This is a genomic window from Streptomyces sp. NPDC101194, from assembly GCF_044767885.1.
In the GTDB taxonomy this organism is placed as follows: Bacteria; Actinomycetota; Actinomycetes; order Streptomycetales; family Streptomycetaceae; genus Streptomyces.
This window is the reverse complement of the sequence record NZ_JBIWOS010000015.1, coordinates 80,636-96,362: the sequence shown is the minus strand read 5'-3', so window position 1 is coordinate 96,362 and position 15,727 is coordinate 80,636. Positions and strand designations below refer to the sequence as shown.

At 67.9% G+C, this 15,727-nt stretch carries 10 protein-coding genes and 2 pseudogenes; 5 read left to right on the top strand and 7 right to left on the bottom strand.

Translation table 11 applies throughout. The features are described from left to right. Positions 1-158: 158 nt before the first annotated feature. Together ACIRP2_RS36380 and ACIRP2_RS36375 are read right to left on the bottom strand one after the other, a co-directional pair. A complete protein-coding gene (locus tag ACIRP2_RS36380) occupies positions 159-1,154 on the bottom strand; it encodes an alpha/beta hydrolase (protein WP_404258037.1) in 996 nt (331 codons plus the stop codon). 62 nt (positions 1,155-1,216) lie between these two features. Next, a complete protein-coding gene (locus tag ACIRP2_RS36375) occupies positions 1,217-4,021 on the bottom strand; it encodes an AAA family ATPase (protein WP_404258035.1) in 2,805 nt (934 codons plus the stop codon). A gap of 1,023 nt (positions 4,022-5,044) precedes the next feature. Between ACIRP2_RS36375 and ACIRP2_RS36370 the strand changes: the two genes are divergently transcribed. From ACIRP2_RS36370 to ACIRP2_RS36355, 4 genes and pseudogenes are all read left to right on the top strand, one after another. Continuing rightward, positions 5,045-6,040, top strand: coding sequence for a helix-turn-helix domain-containing protein (locus ACIRP2_RS36370; protein WP_404258033.1), 996 nt, complete (start codon positions 5,045-5,047; stop codon positions 6,038-6,040). 63 nt (positions 6,041-6,103) lie between these two features. Beyond that, a complete protein-coding gene (locus ACIRP2_RS36365; protein WP_404258031.1) occupies positions 6,104-7,075 on the top strand; it encodes an alpha/beta hydrolase in 972 nt (323 codons plus the stop codon). 366 nt (positions 7,076-7,441) lie between these two features. Further along, a pseudogene (locus tag ACIRP2_RS36360) lies at positions 7,442-7,579 on the top strand (peptidase C39 family protein); the annotation flags it as partial. Positions 7,580-7,906: 327 nt separating this feature from the next. Beyond that, positions 7,907-8,152 carry a hypothetical protein gene (locus tag ACIRP2_RS36355; RefSeq protein ID WP_404258029.1) on the top strand — a complete coding sequence of 82 codons (246 nt, stop codon included), beginning with the start codon at positions 7,907-7,909 and terminating at the stop codon, positions 8,150-8,152. Between the two features lie 54 nt (positions 8,153-8,206). Here the strand turns inward: ACIRP2_RS36355 and fsxC are convergent, their stop codons facing one another. From fsxC to ACIRP2_RS36330, 5 genes and pseudogenes are all read right to left on the bottom strand, one after another. Then, complete coding sequence (gene fsxC / locus ACIRP2_RS36350; RefSeq protein ID WP_404258078.1) at positions 8,207-9,580, bottom strand: FxsC protein; 1,374 nt, start codon at positions 9,578-9,580, stop codon at positions 8,207-8,209. A 264-nt stretch (positions 9,581-9,844) separates the two neighbouring features. Continuing rightward, positions 9,845-11,173 (bottom strand): annotated as a pseudogene (locus ACIRP2_RS36345) (SAV_2336 N-terminal domain-related protein); the annotation flags it as partial. Between the two features lie 64 nt (positions 11,174-11,237). Further along, positions 11,238-12,194: an AAA family ATPase gene (locus tag ACIRP2_RS36340; RefSeq protein ID WP_404258027.1), complete on the bottom strand. Its 957-nt coding sequence runs from the start codon at positions 12,192-12,194 to the stop codon at positions 11,238-11,240. Continuing rightward, entirely contained in the window at positions 12,191-13,948 is a 1,758-nt protein-coding gene (locus ACIRP2_RS36335; protein WP_404258025.1) for a hypothetical protein, read from the bottom strand. The genes ACIRP2_RS36340 and ACIRP2_RS36335 overlap by 4 nt, the downstream gene beginning before the upstream one ends. Positions 13,949-14,250: 302 nt before the next feature. After that, positions 14,251-15,105 (bottom strand): hypothetical protein, encoded by an 855-nt coding sequence (locus ACIRP2_RS36330; protein ID WP_404258023.1) that lies wholly within the window; start codon positions 15,103-15,105, stop codon positions 14,251-14,253. 177 nt (positions 15,106-15,282) lie between these two features. Between ACIRP2_RS36330 and ACIRP2_RS36325 the strand changes: the two genes are divergently transcribed. Continuing rightward, entirely contained in the window at positions 15,283-15,717 is a 435-nt protein-coding gene (locus ACIRP2_RS36325; RefSeq protein ID WP_404258021.1) for an SCO1431 family membrane protein, read from the top strand. Positions 15,718-15,727 lie beyond the last annotated feature (10 nt).

Below are 15,727 nucleotides of genomic sequence, written 5' to 3'. Positions count from 1 at the left end.
ACTCGGCCAGCGGTTCTGGCTTCGCGTGCGCACGACACCGGGCCGCCGGATGCAACAACGTCTTGGCAGACAGCTCTTCCGCTGGGGCTACGACGTACTCGGCCTTGGACAGCTCCCTGGCCGTTGATCCAGTGAGAGCACGGTTCACCCCCACGCTCTCACTGCCCAGTGGTGAGAGCGTCTTTGAGGAAGGCACCGCCTTGGCGGATGGCGGTCCGGGTGGGCGGGCTGTCGCGTAGAGCGTTCAGAGACGCGAAGTCGTGGATTGTTCCGAGGTAGCGGATGGCGGTCACGGCCACGCCTGCTTGCTGTAGCTGACGCGCGTACTGTTCCCCCTCGTCCCGTACGACGTCGGCCTCGGCTGTGATGACCAGTGCGGGCGGCAGGCCCGCGAGCTCGGAGGTGGTTGCCCGTAGCGGGGAGGCGGTGGCTTCGGCGAGTTCCCGATCGTCGTCCGTGTACTGCTGCCAGTACCAGTCCAGGGCCTTCGTGGTCAGGAGGTAGCCGGACCCGAAGTGTTTCCGCGAGACGGTGTCGCAGTGCGGTTCGGTCATCGGGTAGTAGAGCAGTTGTGCGCGCATGCGCGGGCCGCCGCGTTGTTTGGCCATCATGGTGAGCGCTGTGGCCATGGTGGCGCCCGCGCAGTCGCCGGCCACCGCCAGCCTCCGACTGTCCAGTGCGAGGTCTGAGGCGTTGTCGGTCAGCCAGGTCAATACGGCGTACAACTCTTCGAGCGCTACCGGGTACCGGGCCTCGGGAGTGCGCGTGTACTCGGGGACCACGAACACGGCTTCGCTGGCGGTCACGAGTTCACAGATCATCCGGGTGTGGGTCTGCGCGTCACCGAGCATCCACCTGCCCCCGTGGACGTAGAGGACCACGGGGAGCGGACCGCTCCGCGCTGCGGGGCGGAAGGTCCAGAAGCCGACCAGCCCGGAGGGGCCGACCGGCACCGCCCAGAACTCTGCGTCCACGGCGAAGTCGTCCAACAGATGCCCCTGGGCCTCCAGGAGTGCCTCCCGGCCGTCGACCGGACCGAGCTGATGCAGGTGCGGCGGGTCAGCCGAGGCGTCGACCAACCGTTGGACGACGGGGTCGAGGACCACGGCGGGGCGACCGGGACCGCCTCCGCCGGTGACGGGCTTGTACTCCACACGCCTCACCTCTCATTCCTCGTAGCGATCGGAACGGTACACGCCGTTTGGCTCCGCTTCGTTCACAGGACGCCAATGACGTCGCGGAGCTGGTGGCGGCTGCTGACGCCGAGTTTCGGATACACCTGGTAGAGATGCGAGCCGATCGTGCGGGGGGACAGCTTGAGCTTTTCTCCGATCTCCTTGTTGCCCAGGCCCTGCGCCGCCAGCCGTACGATCTGCTGCTGCTGGGCGGTCAGTTCCGACAGCGGATCGGGCCGGTCGGATGACGTGGCGACGCCGCTCGCCCGAAGTTCGGCCCGAGCCTCGTCGGCCAGGGCCGCGGCACCGAGCCGGGAGAAAGCCTCCATTGCCGAGGCCAGGAGTGGGCGGGCGTCCAGCGGGCGCCGTCGTCTGCGCAGCCACTGGGCGTAGTGAAGCCGGGCCTGCGCACGGGCGAGCGGCCACTGGTCACCGGCCGGGTTGAACAGGGCCAGGCGGAAGTGGTGCTCTGCCTGCGTCGGGTCGCCGACCAGCGCGCTGGCGTGGTGCAGGAGCAGCATCATTCGGGTTGTCGGATGCGGTCCCAGCGCCTTGCGTACCGCCGCGACGACAGGCTCGACCTCCTCCTGGTGTCCGGTCCTCTGGGCGACGGCGGCGAGGTCGGCGATGGAGCCGTGGGAGAGGAAGTAGTGCAGGGGGGTGCCGTCCTGGTGGAACAGCTGCCGGAAGTGGCGCAGCGCCCCGTCGTAGTCGCCCGCGGCGGCCGCGGCGGTGCCTGCCGCGCGCAGCAGCCGTGCGTGGGTGGCTGTGTTCTCCTCCAGGTTGACCACTGTCCAGGTGGGGTCCGTCAGGATCCCGGCATCGGCGGAGCGGCCGCGCAGGGCTTGCAGCGTCACTCGTAGCGCCTCGATGTCGACTTCGATGTGCTTCATCTTCTGGACGGCCGCCAGGGTTGCTGCCTCGTCCAGCAGTTCGTCGGCCTCTGCCCACCGCCCGACATCGATCAGGGCCGAGCCCATTGCCGAGAGGGCGATTGCGCCCGTTCCGAGGGCTCCGTACGAGCGGAGCATGGCGAACGCCTGCCGGAAGGTGTCCACGCACAGGTCGGACTCGTCGGCCCACCAGGCAACGGCGCCCAACGTCTGCAATCGGATCAGCTCTGCGATGCCGGTCAGCGGCTCCAGCAAGCTCGGCCGCCGGGTTCGGCTCAGCAGGGCAGGGGCGTTCCTGACCGGATCCGCTTCGCAGAGGATGACTGCCCGCAACGCGTTGACGGCCTCGTCCGCAACCAGCTCGGAGTAGGGCGTACTGACGTCGCTGGTCTCGATTGCTTCGAGGAGGGGAACCAGCGGGCGCCTGACCTCGGACAGGCCTGACTGGAAGGCGACCGCGCCGATCACGGCGGTCACCGCGAGCGTTGTCCTGGCGTCCTGCGGCAGGTCCGGTTCCAGGGCGCCGATCAGGAGCTGGAACGCTTCCCGCTGATGGCCGGACATGGAAAGAGCCAGACCGGCCCCGTTCGCCGCGACCCCGAGCAGGTCGCGGTCCTTGGTCAGTGCGGTGACCTTGGCGTAGAGCTCGCGTACCCAGAATGTGTCGCCCGCGTTGTTGGCGGCTCTCAGCGCTTTGGCGTATCGGCGTGCCCGATCCTCCGGAGCGGGACTGCACTCGGCGGATCGTTCCAGGGCCCGTGCGGCCGCGTAGAATCCGCCACGTTGTTCGACGAGTTCTGCGGTGTCCTCCAGGGTCGCCGCCACGGATTCATCCTGGCCGATGCAGGCCGCGGCCAAGTGCCAGGCCTGGCGTGCTGGATCGTCCTGATGCACGGCCGCGAGGTCGATATGCGCTTGCCGGCGCAGGTGCGCCGGGGCGCCCTGGTAGGCGCCCGCGCGCACGAGCGGGTGCCGGAAACCCACCTGGCGGCCTGCAATCGTGATCAGCCCGGCGTCCTCCGCGGACGCCCATACCGACAGGTCGGTGCCCACTCCCGCTGCGGACATGATGGTTTGCAGGTCCTCTTGGTCCGAGGAAGCCGCTGCGTAGAGGACCATCCGTTGGGTGATGGCCGGCAGCGCGCGCAACCGGGCGGAGAACATCTCCTGGATCCGCTGGGTCCGGGGCAGTGCGCCGTCGGCCGGACCAAGAGCGCTGCCCGATCGCACGGAACGGCACAGTTCGATGATGGCCAGAGGATTGCCGTCGGCCTGGTCCAGAACATCACTCCGGGCCCTGCCGGTAGGAGAATCGGGTTGCGCGTCCAGCAGGCGGGCCGCCGCCTGGACCGTCAGCGGTCCCAGCGACAGGACCGGCAGGTGCGCGACAGCAGCGTCCGGAGGTGTCAGCCCCCTGGCTGCAAGGAGCACCGTCACCGGCTCGGCCGCGAAACGGCGCAGCACGAACCCCAGGACGTCGAGGGAGTCCCGGTCGAAGAGCTGGACGTCATCGCCGAGTATCACGACAGGTCGATGGCGCGAGGCCTCGACCAGCAGAGTGAGGACGGCGACGCGCAACAGCATCGGATCGGCGGGCCTGGTGACCGGGGCAAGGCCGAACGAGGTCTCCAGAACCTCCCGCAGATGGCCGGGGAGATCAGCGGCGCCGGGCATGAGCGGAAGCAGCAACTGGTGCAGGGCTGCGAACGACTGCTCCGACTCCCCGGCAAAACCCTGAGACCTCAGCACATACGCCCCGGTCACCCGCGCGTGCTCGGCAGCGACCTTCAGCAACGATGTCTTGCCGCTACCCGCCTCGCCGATGATGAGCAGCGCTCGCGGCGTGCTTTGACCCTGCTCGATCGCGTCCAGGATCCGGCCGACCTCCGATTCCCGGCCCGCCAGCCCGGTGACGGGCTCCGGCCGGCTCGTCGCGCTGCGCCTAGTGTCCATGCTGTGCCCCAGCCGAAAGCGGTCGGGGAGAGCACACGCACAAACGACCGGTCAGCTCGTTCATGGTGTGGATCCCTCGTCCTGTCAGCGTCCGAAACTCGATGTGCTCTCTGCCCCTGCCGGCCAGAAGATAAAGCATACTATTGCCCTATTCGGGGCAATGAATGGCGTCCCTTCCTGTCGAGACCGTCGCAGAGGCAACAGGCCAAGGCCCGGACTCGCCAGGCTGGGCCACCCGATGGCTCCTCCACGCTCCGGGAGATCGTGGCCGCCGCCGGCATCAACCCGGCCGCGTGCCGAACCGGACCGACTCGGCGAGAGTGGTCGAGCAAGCGCCACTCCGGAGGAGTGCTCGACTCGTCGGCGCCCGCGGAGCCTTCTGCCTGCGGCTGGTGTGTGGTGCTTCACAGCGGTGGCCGAGTATCGGCACTTCGGCCGCGGCGGCGAAGCCCTTACCGCGTGCCCGAGGCGGTCCAGGAGCACCTGGGTGGTGATGGCGATGGCGGCGGAGTGGAGCAGATCGGCGACTTCGGGGCCGATGAAGGTGGATCCGAACAGGTTGCCGCGTCCAGCCGTCCGGCAGCCGCCTCCCGGGCACCGGGCAGCCGACGCGCTTCGGCCAGGGCGACGGCCGGGCGCAGCAGGGTCTTGCTGGGCACGCAGGCCCAGTAGCCGCACGCATCGCCCACCAGTTCGCTCTCCACCACCGCGACGCGGCCTGAGGAAGGTGAGGGTGAGCAGGGCGGCGGGGGTGGTCAGCCGGCTCGGGTGAGGGCGGTCAGGGTGCCGACGAGCCATGAGCAGGGGGCGCACGACCAGGATCCGGCGACGGTCCAGGACGCCTGCGGGCTACGACCAGTCGACTGACTGATGCGCCTGCCCCGGTCGCCCGTCAGGCTGGGGCACAGGCAGATGCGATCTGCAGTCCGGCCCCCGGCCAGTGGGGTTCACTCCGGCAGCGCAGGCAGGGGATTCGCGTACGGATCTTCGCCCGGCCGCCCACGACGTCCAAGGCGGAATTCCTTGTCCATTGTTCTCTCCACCGCGCCGCTGTCCGCTGCCGATCGGGCGGAGCGCTGGCATGAAGCGGTTTCCGGCACTTTTATGCCGATGGATGTGAATCTGCTGGAGAAGGAGCCGTCGCCCGGAACGATCGCCAGCAGCCAGCTCGGCACCCTGCACATCTCCCGCGTTCAGGCGGGACCACAGGTAGTGACGCGCAACAAGCGCCACATCTCCCGCGACGACCGGAAGTCACTGGTCGTCAGCCTCCAACAGCAGGGCACCGCGACAAAGGAGCAGGACGGGCGGGAATCCGTGATAGGGCCGGGAGAATTCTCCATCAGTGACTCGTCCCGCCTGTTCAGGATTAAAGTCGACGGAGATTTTGCTTTCACCTCCTTCCATTTCCCTCGCGAAGAACTTCACGTGCGGGACGAGGATCTGCGGGCATTGACTGCCACCACCTTCACCAGCGAGGAGGGCAGCGCCGCACTCGTGGCGACCTTTCTTGCGCGCATGGCGCGCGAAGCCGAGGGTCTGGACGACGGTGTCGGCCGCCGGGTCGCCGCTACCGCGCTCGATCTGATGGTGCTGCTCATCGACGAGCGCCGCGGACGCTCTACTTCCGGGGGCCCGCATGTTGCCGCCGCCTCTCTCGAGCGTGTGAAGGGCCACGTCATGCGCAACCTCGACGATCCCGACCTGTCACCGTCCAGGATCGCCGAAGCGCACTTCATGTCGGTCCGCTACCTGCACAAGCTGTTCCAACTCGAAGGCACGACCGTGGGCGGCTGGGTCCGGACGCAGCGACTTGAACGGTGCCGCCGGGAACTCCTCCGGCCCATGGCCAGGGAGGTGGGGGTGGCGGCAGTCGCCCAGCGCTGGGGTTTTGTGAGTCCCAGTCATTTCAGCCGGGTCTTTCGCGCGGCCTACGGTATGACGCCCCGCGAATGGCAGCTCCAGGGGCGATCCGGAGCACATTGTGGGAACACCGACGGTGCACCGACGGGCAAGTGACCAGTGGCAGCGGCTCATAGCGTGGTGATCAGGGAGGTATTCCCACCACACAAGGAGCAGCAGATGCCTGATACGACGACTCCGGTCCAGCCGGTCCTCGAACCCGAGGCCCTGGCGTTCGCCGAGGCGACGGCGAACCCGCCGTACCTGTTCGACCTGGATCCGGTCGAGGGGCGCAAGGCCGTGGACGAGGTCCAGTCGGGTGAGGTCGAACTGCCGGCGATCGACGAGGAGTGGATCACCGTCACGGGTGGTCCCACCGGCAGCGTGCGGGCGAGGATCGTGCGGCCGGCCGGATCCACCGGCACGCTGCCGGTGATCCTCTACATCCACGGCGCCGGATGGGTCTTCGGCAACGCCCACACCCACGATCGCCTGGTCCGCGAGCTGGTCGTCGGCGCGCACGCCGCCGTGGTCTTCCCCGAGTACGACCTGTCGCCCGAGGTCCGCTATCCGGTGGCCATCGAGCAGAACTACGCGGTTGCCCAGTGGATCGTCACCCAGGGGGCCGACAAGAACTTGGACGGCGCGCGGCTGGCCGTGGTCGGCGACTCCGTCGGCGGCAACATGAGCGCGGCGCTGACTCTGATGGCCAAGGAGCGCGGCGACGTGGCCCTGCTCCAGCAGGTCCTGTTCTACCCGGTCACCGACGCGAGCTTCGATACCGACTCCTACCACCATTTCGCCACCGGCTACTTCCTGCGTCGCGACGGCATGCAGTGGTTCTGGGACCAGTACACCACCAGCGAGGAGGACCGCGCGCAGATCACCGCCTCCCCGCTGCGGGCCACCACCGACCAGCTCACAGGCCTGCCCCCGGCCCTGGTCATCACTGGCGAGGCCGACGTCCTGCGCGACGAGGGCGAGGCATACGCCGCCAACCTCCGCGCCGCAGGCGTCGCCGTGACCGCCGTCCGCGTCCAGGGCGTCATCCACGACTTCGTGATGCTCAACGCTCTACGCCCCACCCGCGGTGCCCAGACCGCCATCACTCTGGCCACCGACACCCTCCGCACGGCACTCCACCCGGCCTGACCCGCCGTCGCCGCCTGTGGGGTTCGAAGAGTTGTCGTAGCAGGTCACGCAGCGTATCGCTCTTCGTAGCTCGCGATCACCAGCGCGAGCGACGGGATCCTTCCGCGCACCGCCCTCGTCGAGCAGTACGAGAACACGACCCGTGGTACGAGCGCGCGTGGACGCCTGCCGGGCGACGAGCGGCACAGGGTCGGCACCGAACCGGCACGAGGCACCCGAACGGTCCGGAACGGACGGCAATGGAAGCCAGCACCGAGTCAGCACGGGTACGTCTGCACTTCATTGGTCTCACACGGCCCCACGTTTGTGACCTGCATTTTTGCATAGAATGGCGTCGTATGATAAGGGGTGCGCTCGCATTTGGGGAACATCTGGCTCCGCACCCAGCGCTATGACGCGAACGGCAAGGTCAGGAGCGGTACAGGTGGTGTCTGCTATCTCTACTGGCCCGCTCGGCCGACACCGGCTCAGCGCCGGGTTCTGAAGTCGTTCGGCCGGTTGTGAGTTCGGGCGGCTCCTCGGCCGCCTCGGTCACCTGACGGCAGCGTTCCCGGCCGTCCTGGGCGAGGTGGCCGTACTTGTCCACCGTGACCTTGATCGAGCGATGCCCGAGCGAACGAGACACTTCGTGAAAGGACACGCCGCTCGTCAAGGTCACGGTGGCCCATTTGCTTCGCACCAACCACCACGTAGCCGAGGTCGACCAATGCGCGGAGCGGGTCGGAGCACCACCCCGCTCGCCCTCCCCCGACAACAATCGTTCAAGTTCAGTACCCAGCCACCCGAGACCAACGGCGCGCGCCTGGGCCGCAACTGCTTCGGGACGGCGGCGTGAGTCCAGGGAGCGCGCCGAAGGCGGCGCACATCACCGGCTGGGACCGCGCGTTCGTCTTCACCCTGGGAGACGCGGGGTGCGCCCTGTCGTACCAAGCCCTTCAGCAGTTGGCCGTCGGCATCCACGGCCCCGGCTTCCCGACCTACCTCTTCCTGTTGGTGATCGACGGGCTCATCGCCTATGGCGTCCGGGCCCTCCTGGTCCTTCGCGGCGCACCCCTGCGTGCCCGGCTCCATGTCTGAACGAGCTCCGGTACGGTATCGGGCAGGTCGGTGTCGACGGTGGCGGTGCGCCCGTTACGAATGGCCGTCATCCGTGTCCTCCGCATCCGTCTCAGGGCCGTGCGCCTCGGGGATGTAGCGTGCTTGTGCCATCGGCCCCATCAACCGTGTCCGTTCGGTGTGTCCGCCTCCGGTGGCGGGTGGGTAGACCGCCGCGTGTCTCAGATACTGCTGGGCCGCCGCCTCGACCACCTGCGGCAGGATCTGGCCGAAGGCCTCCATGCTGGGTACGCCCTTGACCGCGGCGTGGCAGTAGGCCCTCCCCTGGCGCATCTTGGTCGGCATGGTCTGTTCGAGCTTCTCGGTGAGCTCGGCCTCGGCCGCCCGGCTCTCGTGGTCCTCGCGGTTCCACGGCACGACCATCGTCACCCAGGGACGGTTCTCGGCGTCGAAGGCAGCGAGCCGCCGGCACCGTTCCTCGTCCTGCAGGGCCCAACGGTCGACGAGCAGGATCTCCGGCCTGCCGGGCGCTCCTTTGCCCTCCCCATGCCCCGACTCCTCGTCGAAGGAGGAGATGGTGGCCTGGTAGTTGAGGGAGCGCACCAGGTCCTCGGCGACATAGGCCAGGGGGCGCGCGGCGGCCGGGTGGTAGGGGTTCCAGTCCTGCGGATTGTCGCCGTAGTAGTCGGCGTTGCGCCCCTCGGGCAGATCGTGCCGGGTGGGGGCCGCGATGGTCACCTGCATGGGGCGGGGGCCGCCGACTCCGCTGTTCGGCGGGCCGAACGCGCTCGGTGCCAGCCGGTAGTCGACAGGGCGGCCGGTGCCGATCCTGATGGTGTCCGCGACATTGACGATGCGCTTGGCGAGTTCGTACACCGCGCGCTCGTACTCCTCGGCGAAGAGCCTGAGCCTGATGAGACCGTAGAGTCCGTCGCTGACGTAACGGTCCCCGAAGTCGCGGTGGTTGAACTGTAACCGTTCGGCGGGGCCCGGGATTTGGCTCGGCGGTACGGGCAACCAGAGCGCCGGGACGATCGCCTCGGCAGGCTGGTTGGAGCGGGCCCGGTAGTGAATGGCGCGCTGCGCGAAGGTGTGCCACTCCTTGCCGCACGTCTCGCTGGCGAAGTAACGCGGCGAGAACAGCGGCACGAATACCCGGCAGGTGGCGAGCGCCTCGCCGAGCCGCTCCGACCAGCCCTCGCCGGACCGTATCTCGCGGTCGATGAACCCGGCGGGCGCGCCGGCGGGCAGATCGGTCATGGCCATCACATGGCTGCAGAGATCCTGGAAGAGCCGCTCGACCCACATATCGGGGTCCGTTCCACCGCCGTACCCCGGTGTATGTGCATAACTCAAGAAGAAGTACGGCCGATGGTCCGCCGCTCGCTGCTGCGTCGTCGTGTGCGTCCTGTTGCGGACGGAGGCCGGCGTTCCCTCGGCGTAGGTCACATCGGAACGGGACTGTGCCTCCAGGCTGTGTTGCGCGTGCGAGTCGGTCGTTGCGACGGGTGAGGACCTGGTGGCGCCGGTTCCGGCAACCGTTCCGGTTCTTGGGCTGACCGCCGAGGGAGGCGTTTCCGCGGCCAGCCCCAACGTCTGCAGGGCGGAGGCGAATACCTTGGCGAAAGGTTCGTGGTCAGCGAGGATCACGGCGTCGGTGGCCGGAACGACTGCCGGGTGTCGTGAGGCCGAGGAGGCGTTGCTCATGAGGAAGCGGTCCAGGACTTTCTGCAGGCGGCGGGCGTCCCGGGCCCCGAGCCTCGACTGGAGGGGTTCGCGTGCTTCCTCCCTGAACCGCAGTACGGCGTGGCCGTCAGCTTGAGCGGCTTCAACGACGGTGACGAGACCCCCGACGACGAACTCGGCCAGATCCGCTGATGAGGCCTCGGGGACCAGTTCTCGCTGAACAGCACGCAGCGTGTTGACACTGACCTGCGGATAGAGGGAACAGAGCACCGCCAGGCGCACCGCGGCCGGAGAAGCGCGGTGCAGGTAGGCATCGGTCAGGGACTGCCCGCCGAGCGGTTCGTTCTCCTCCGGTTCCACCATTGACCCGACGCCGTCCGGGGGCGGCAGGAGAAGGGCTTCACACCCGGCAGGATCCGCGAGCATGAGTGTGCGGGCCCAGCGGTCCACAGCATGGGGTGTCAGGGAACTCACCGGCACCGGCAGCCAGTTGCCCTCGGCAGACTCGGGAAACACCTGCTTCATCAAGAGGTCGGTAGTGAAGTGGAGTTGCGAGCTGTTCACGCCTGGCTGTCCGGCCGAGACCACCCGGACGGCAGGAAGGCTCATCCCCGCATGCCGCCAGATTTTCGAGGGCAGCGGATTGAGGAGAACGGTGGGCATCGATTCCGCCCACGCCCGGACGCGTTTCCACTGAGAACCTTCGCGCCATGCGGCCGACGACCAGTCGGACAGAATGAGCATCAGCCGACGTGGACGGATCGATCTGCTGCCGCCCTCCGTGACAGGCTGCCCCAACAGGTCGCACAGTACTGGTGCGTCGTCCTGCGATTTGTCCGAGTAAAGCTCACGGACGCGCAAGGTGCGGAACACGCCTGCACGGGCGAGGAAACGGTTCAGATCGTCCGCCGTATCGGCCCACACCGACATGGTGGGTGACCGGTCGACGATCAAGGTCGCGTCGAACCACCGCTCCGGTTCGTCGGAGAACACCGGGGTGAGCTCACCGCTGCAGGCATAGCCGTCCACCGTCGCCTTCACATCGAGTACCTGCCGACGGCCACGCGGCCATGGACGCTTCAACGGCTTCAGCGCTCGTGCAAGTTCCCTGGCCCGGGGCAGGGAACCAGCCTGTGGAAGCGATACCTCGGCTCGTTCCGCACCACTGGTATTTTGCGGCCAGGGTGGGGGGAGTGGGCTCCGGTGCGCTGACTCGTTCGCCTCCACGACTTGCTCGGCTGTCGCCGCCCGAGTTCGTGCATCCCTCCGTCGACCGCCGTTGCCGGTCGCCGCGGCGTGACTCGACGGCAGTCCGTGGTCCCCGGCCGCCAGCCAGAGGATCTCAGCGATCGACATCGCGTCGAAGTCCCTGCCGAGACCAACGAGCGCATCGACGACAGCGTCCAGCGGACGCGCCTGATCAGGCACCCGACAGGTTCTTCATCAGCAGCCCGATGAGTGCGCCGCGCTCGGCGTCTTTCATCTGCGCCGGCCCGTTCAGCAGGTGCAGAGTACTCAGGAGCTGATCGATCGCGATGCGTTCGCCAGAGCTGACGCGGCGTACGAAGGCGTCCACGAGTTCGGCATTGGCACCGGACTCGGGTACGTCCAGACGTAAGTGCCTGCGTACTACCTCCCGGACAAGCGCGGCCGTCGGGCGCGGCATCGTGTAGCGCAGGCAACGGCGGAGGAAGGGAGCGGGAAGTTCTTGTTCCCCGTTGCTGGTCATGACGATGAAAGGGAACTCCGTGCACTGTACGTGGCCACCGCGGACGGGGTGCTTCGTATCCTCGCCGGACATGCGCAGGTGAGCGAGTTCCTGCCCCTCGCGCCGTAGTTCCTCGATGCGGTACTCGCCGCGTTCCAGGACGTCCAGCAGATCCCCGGGTAGATCCAGATCGGCCTTGTCGATTTCGTCGATCAGCAGCGCGCGCGGTCGGTCCGACGGTAAAAGTGCTGTTCCCAGCGGCCCGAGAGACATGAACGCTGCGATGTCGTCCACGCCGGAGTCCGCCGCACCGGTGCGCGCCTTCTCCTGCTGCAACCGGTGGGCGTGGATGCGCCCGAGGGCGTCGTAATGGTAAAGCGCTTCTGAGAGCGTGCTGCGGGATGTGACGTGCCAGCGCAGCACAGGTCCCAGGTCGAGCTCTGCGGCCACCTGCTCGATCACTGTGGATTTGCCCGTGCCTGGACTTCCTGTGATCAGAAGGGGGCGGCGCAGGGCGAGGGAGGCGTTGACGGCCTCGACCAGCCCTTCCGGCGGCTGGAACACATCGGCAACCGACGCACGGGGAAAAGTTCTCCACGGAGGCGGATCGGGAAGAGAGACACCTGGCCTCACCACGCCGTCGCCTCGGTAGTACGGATTCCAGCTCATGAGGATTCCTTGATCGTGTTCTGGGCCGGGGGAACGGTGGTTCTCACAAGTCGGCAGAAGCTCAGCCACTCGCGGTCGTCCCACACCGCGCGAAGTTCGGCGAGGTGGCCCGCGTCCTCACCCCGCCAGCGGCGCTGGTAGGCGTGGCCGAGCCCTTCCGGCATGGTCAGCCAGTGAGGCTCCAGGCAGTCGTGCCGGTCGGCGGGAAATCCCTCCGCGCCTTGGGGCCACAGGAGCACAGGTGTATAGGAAAGGAGCATCTCCATCAACTGATCATCGAGTCCGGTCCGGTGCATCAGACCGATACCCCGTCGGTAGCGGCCGTCACGCAGTTGGCCCTGCAGCGGTAGCCGATCAGCTGTGTCGGTGTCGTCCAGCCAGTCGACGGGCACGCCAGTGCATGCGGCGATCTCTTCCCATCGCTCGTTCACCGCGCCTTGAATGCGCCTGAGCACGGGATCGGGGGCGAGTCGACGACTCCAGTGCAACACCACGTCGTATTGCACGCCGAAGCGGAGGCTCTCACCGGCTTCCTCCGGCCGCCACTTCAGCAGTACGCCGCTTGGCAGGGCGACATCGAGCCGTCGCAGGCGCCGTCCGAGCGCCTCCGCATGCTCCTCGGCCCAGATCGCCGCCGCTTCGATCGCGGCCTCCGCCCCCCTTCTGTCCACCGTGGGGCAATCGAAGTCCTGTCGGTCGAGCAGCTGTCCGTCTTGGAGCAGCCACGCATTCACGGCTTCCGGCCAGCCGCCGGTCAGTGATGAACCGAGACTGACGGCGAGTCTCAACTGTTGATCGCCCCGGTCGGCGAGAGCCTTGGTCACGGCATCGTTGAGCTCCTGCTGCGCGTGCACGGACCGCGCCCACGTGTGGAGCGCCGGATCGGCGAGGTCCATGCCGGCCACGAGCGCGAGGCGCACCACAAACTCGGCGACGGACGGTCTGCAACTGTTCCGGGTCATCGGAAAGTCGAAGGCCAGCCGGTCCAGAATCGCTACGTCGGTGAACTCGGGCAGCGGAGATGCCAAGGTGCGGTGCTCCGACGCCATCAGGGCACGCAGAGCGTGCCGCAGACGGGCGGTCGTCAGTTCGCCGCCGAGCCAGTCACGGAGGAAACTGACAGTGCGGACTGAGGTGAGCAGGCAGTCCACCGCGACGATCGCCCGGTCCCGAGCCGTGGACTGCACCAGCCCCTTGAGAGCAGCCAGGCTGTCGAACCCCGACTTCGCGTCATGGGGTATGCCGGGAAACGCCAACTCCTCAGGGAGTGTGCCGAATGCCTCGGCGAGTTCTTCGCGGCCCAACTGCCCCAGGAGCCCGCCGGGGTCGGCGTCCTGGTGGCGTAGGTTACGGGAGACCCAGACGGGCTCCGCCGCAAAGGGATCACCGTCGTGCTGGGAAACCGTCACGTCCTGCCCAATGACGGAGCGGCACAGTTCACGCTGCACCTCGCCCACGCCCAGCAGGGGGCCCGCACCCGGCACGCCCTTCCGTATCAGGTCGGCAAGTGCTCTGGAGAACGAGAGGTCGACTGCCTGCTGATGGACGGATGAGGCCATGAGGACCGCGAGGCGGCTGCGCCCGTTCCCGGCGCCCGCGACGAGGTCCTGTCCTGGAGGGAGCGCACCGGCCGCGTGGCACGTGTCGACGATGCCCAGCACACTGGGGATGCTGGGCTTGTTCGCGGCGGCCGCGAGAAGTTCGCCCACGTTGACGGCCCGCTCGGTCGCGTCCTCCACGGAGTCGGCGCCCATCAGATACAGCGTACTGACGGATCCAGGCACGAATCCGTGCCCCAGAAGTGCCAGTACCAGTGGTGCTCTCCGTTCCGCGGCAAACCCGATCGCTTCACCGATCAGTGTCCGGATCCAGCCGCTCGTCAGTTGGTCGTCGACTATCAGGGACCGGCCACCCGGGAGGGCGGGGGCACAGGCACCCATGTCCGGATGGGCCAGCACGGCGTGCAACGAGGAGGCTGCCTCCTTGAGACGCGTGAGGTGGTGCATCGCTGCGCACTGGGGGGCCACTACCAGGAGGTGGCGGCGAGGCTCACCGATCACGAGGCGGACCGCTCCGCAGCCGTCAGTGCCTCGGCAACGGGGCCGGCGACGGCAGGCTGGGCCAGATACTTCTCCGCGGAATGGACCCAGATCCCGTCCGAGTCGATCCGGCTGCTGCAGGGGAGTACGCCTGACTCATTGGGCCGCACGTCACGTTCGAGCTGTGGCCGGACAGCGATGATGTCGTCCTTGTCCCAGAAGTTCAGCCATCGCTTGACGCTCTCGGGTGTACTCGCCGGTTGCGGCCGAAGCCTGGGTAGAACGACCGTGCGCATGGCGAGCGGCGAACCGAGGGTGACCAGAAGGGGGGCAGGGGCCCGGCGGTCGTGCAGGGTTTCCAGCGCTACGACGGTCCCCAGGGAGTGCGCGACCACCACTGCGGGGGAGTCACCGAGCGCCTCGTGCAGACGTTGACGAATACGGCTGTCCAAGGTCAGTCCTGACGAGTCCTTCTCCTCGCGCGCCAGGTAGCGTGTGACTTGCGCGAGATCCCGGACCATCAGTTTGGGCGTTGCCCACTGCGCGACCGCACCCCACGGCCTGAGTGCCATGAGGGTGGTCGCCACATTGAGTGCCCTGCGCAGCACGGAGAGGCTCCCTTGAGCCTGGTCGGCCGTCTCGGCTTCGGCGCTTGCGTATGCCAGTACTCGCTCCCGTTCGTGCCACGCACGGTTGCGGGGCATGACACCCTTGGAGTGCTCAGACCTGAGCGAGGCCACCAGTTCGACGAGGAGGTCTGCGAGAACGTCGCTTTCCCCGGCCCCTACCTCCCCGCCGCCTTGTGCCTCGGGGTGAGAGAAGAGGTCGGCGTAGTAGGCGAAGGAATGTCCGGCCGTATCTGTGGAGGTCAACCGCTCAGCGAGAGCTGAGTGGCCGGCAGCGTGCATCCCTGCCGCCAAGGCGCGGGTCCACGTGTGTAGTTCACGTTTGGTGTCCCGAAGTCCGCCAATTCCATGGACGAACACCAATTGCGTCATCGTGCGCACCTCCCCGTGCCGTTGCGAACGAGGCTACCAATCAGCGAGTCGGTGAGAGGGGCTGAAAAGAAGCCGCCGTACGCGCAGGTGGACGACGACCTGGCGGCCGTCGACCGGCACGTCCGTCACCGTCCGACAGTGGGACCCGTGCACCTGACCGTCGGCGTCCCCGCCACCGGCCCCGGAGCGGGATCCGGCCTCCGCCGGCGTCCACCGGCAAGGGGCCGGGCCGCGGGGGCAGTGGCGGACGCCTCCACCCCCGGGCCGTGTTTCCGGCACTGTGGCCGGGTCGTCGAGGGACACCCACTGCCGGCCGAGCGAGATGCCATCACCGCGCATGCTGCCGGAACCGCCACCGCCCCTGTCACCCGCCGCCGTGCGCGGACCGGCGGTCCCTGGGACGGACCGAAGCTCCTGGAGACCGTGCCGGGCTGGATCCTCGTCGTGGTGATCGCCGAGTTCGTCACCCGGGCCGGCCTCATGTGAGAAGCCGGCC

Coding starts and splice junctions, on each gene's coding strand:
- ACIRP2_RS36335 (WP_404258025.1), bottom strand. CDS start 13,948: ATGGGCGCCGACTCCGTGGAGGACGCGACCGAGCGGGCCGTCAACGTG.
- ACIRP2_RS36375 (WP_404258035.1), bottom strand. CDS start 4,021: ATGGACACTAGGCGCAGCGCGACGAGCCGGCCGGAGCCCGTCACCGGG.
- ACIRP2_RS36340 (WP_404258027.1), bottom strand. CDS start 12,194: ATGAGCTGGAATCCGTACTACCGAGGCGACGGCGTGGTGAGGCCAGGT.
- ACIRP2_RS36365 (WP_404258031.1), top strand. CDS start 6,104: ATGCCTGATACGACGACTCCGGTCCAGCCGGTCCTCGAACCCGAGGCC.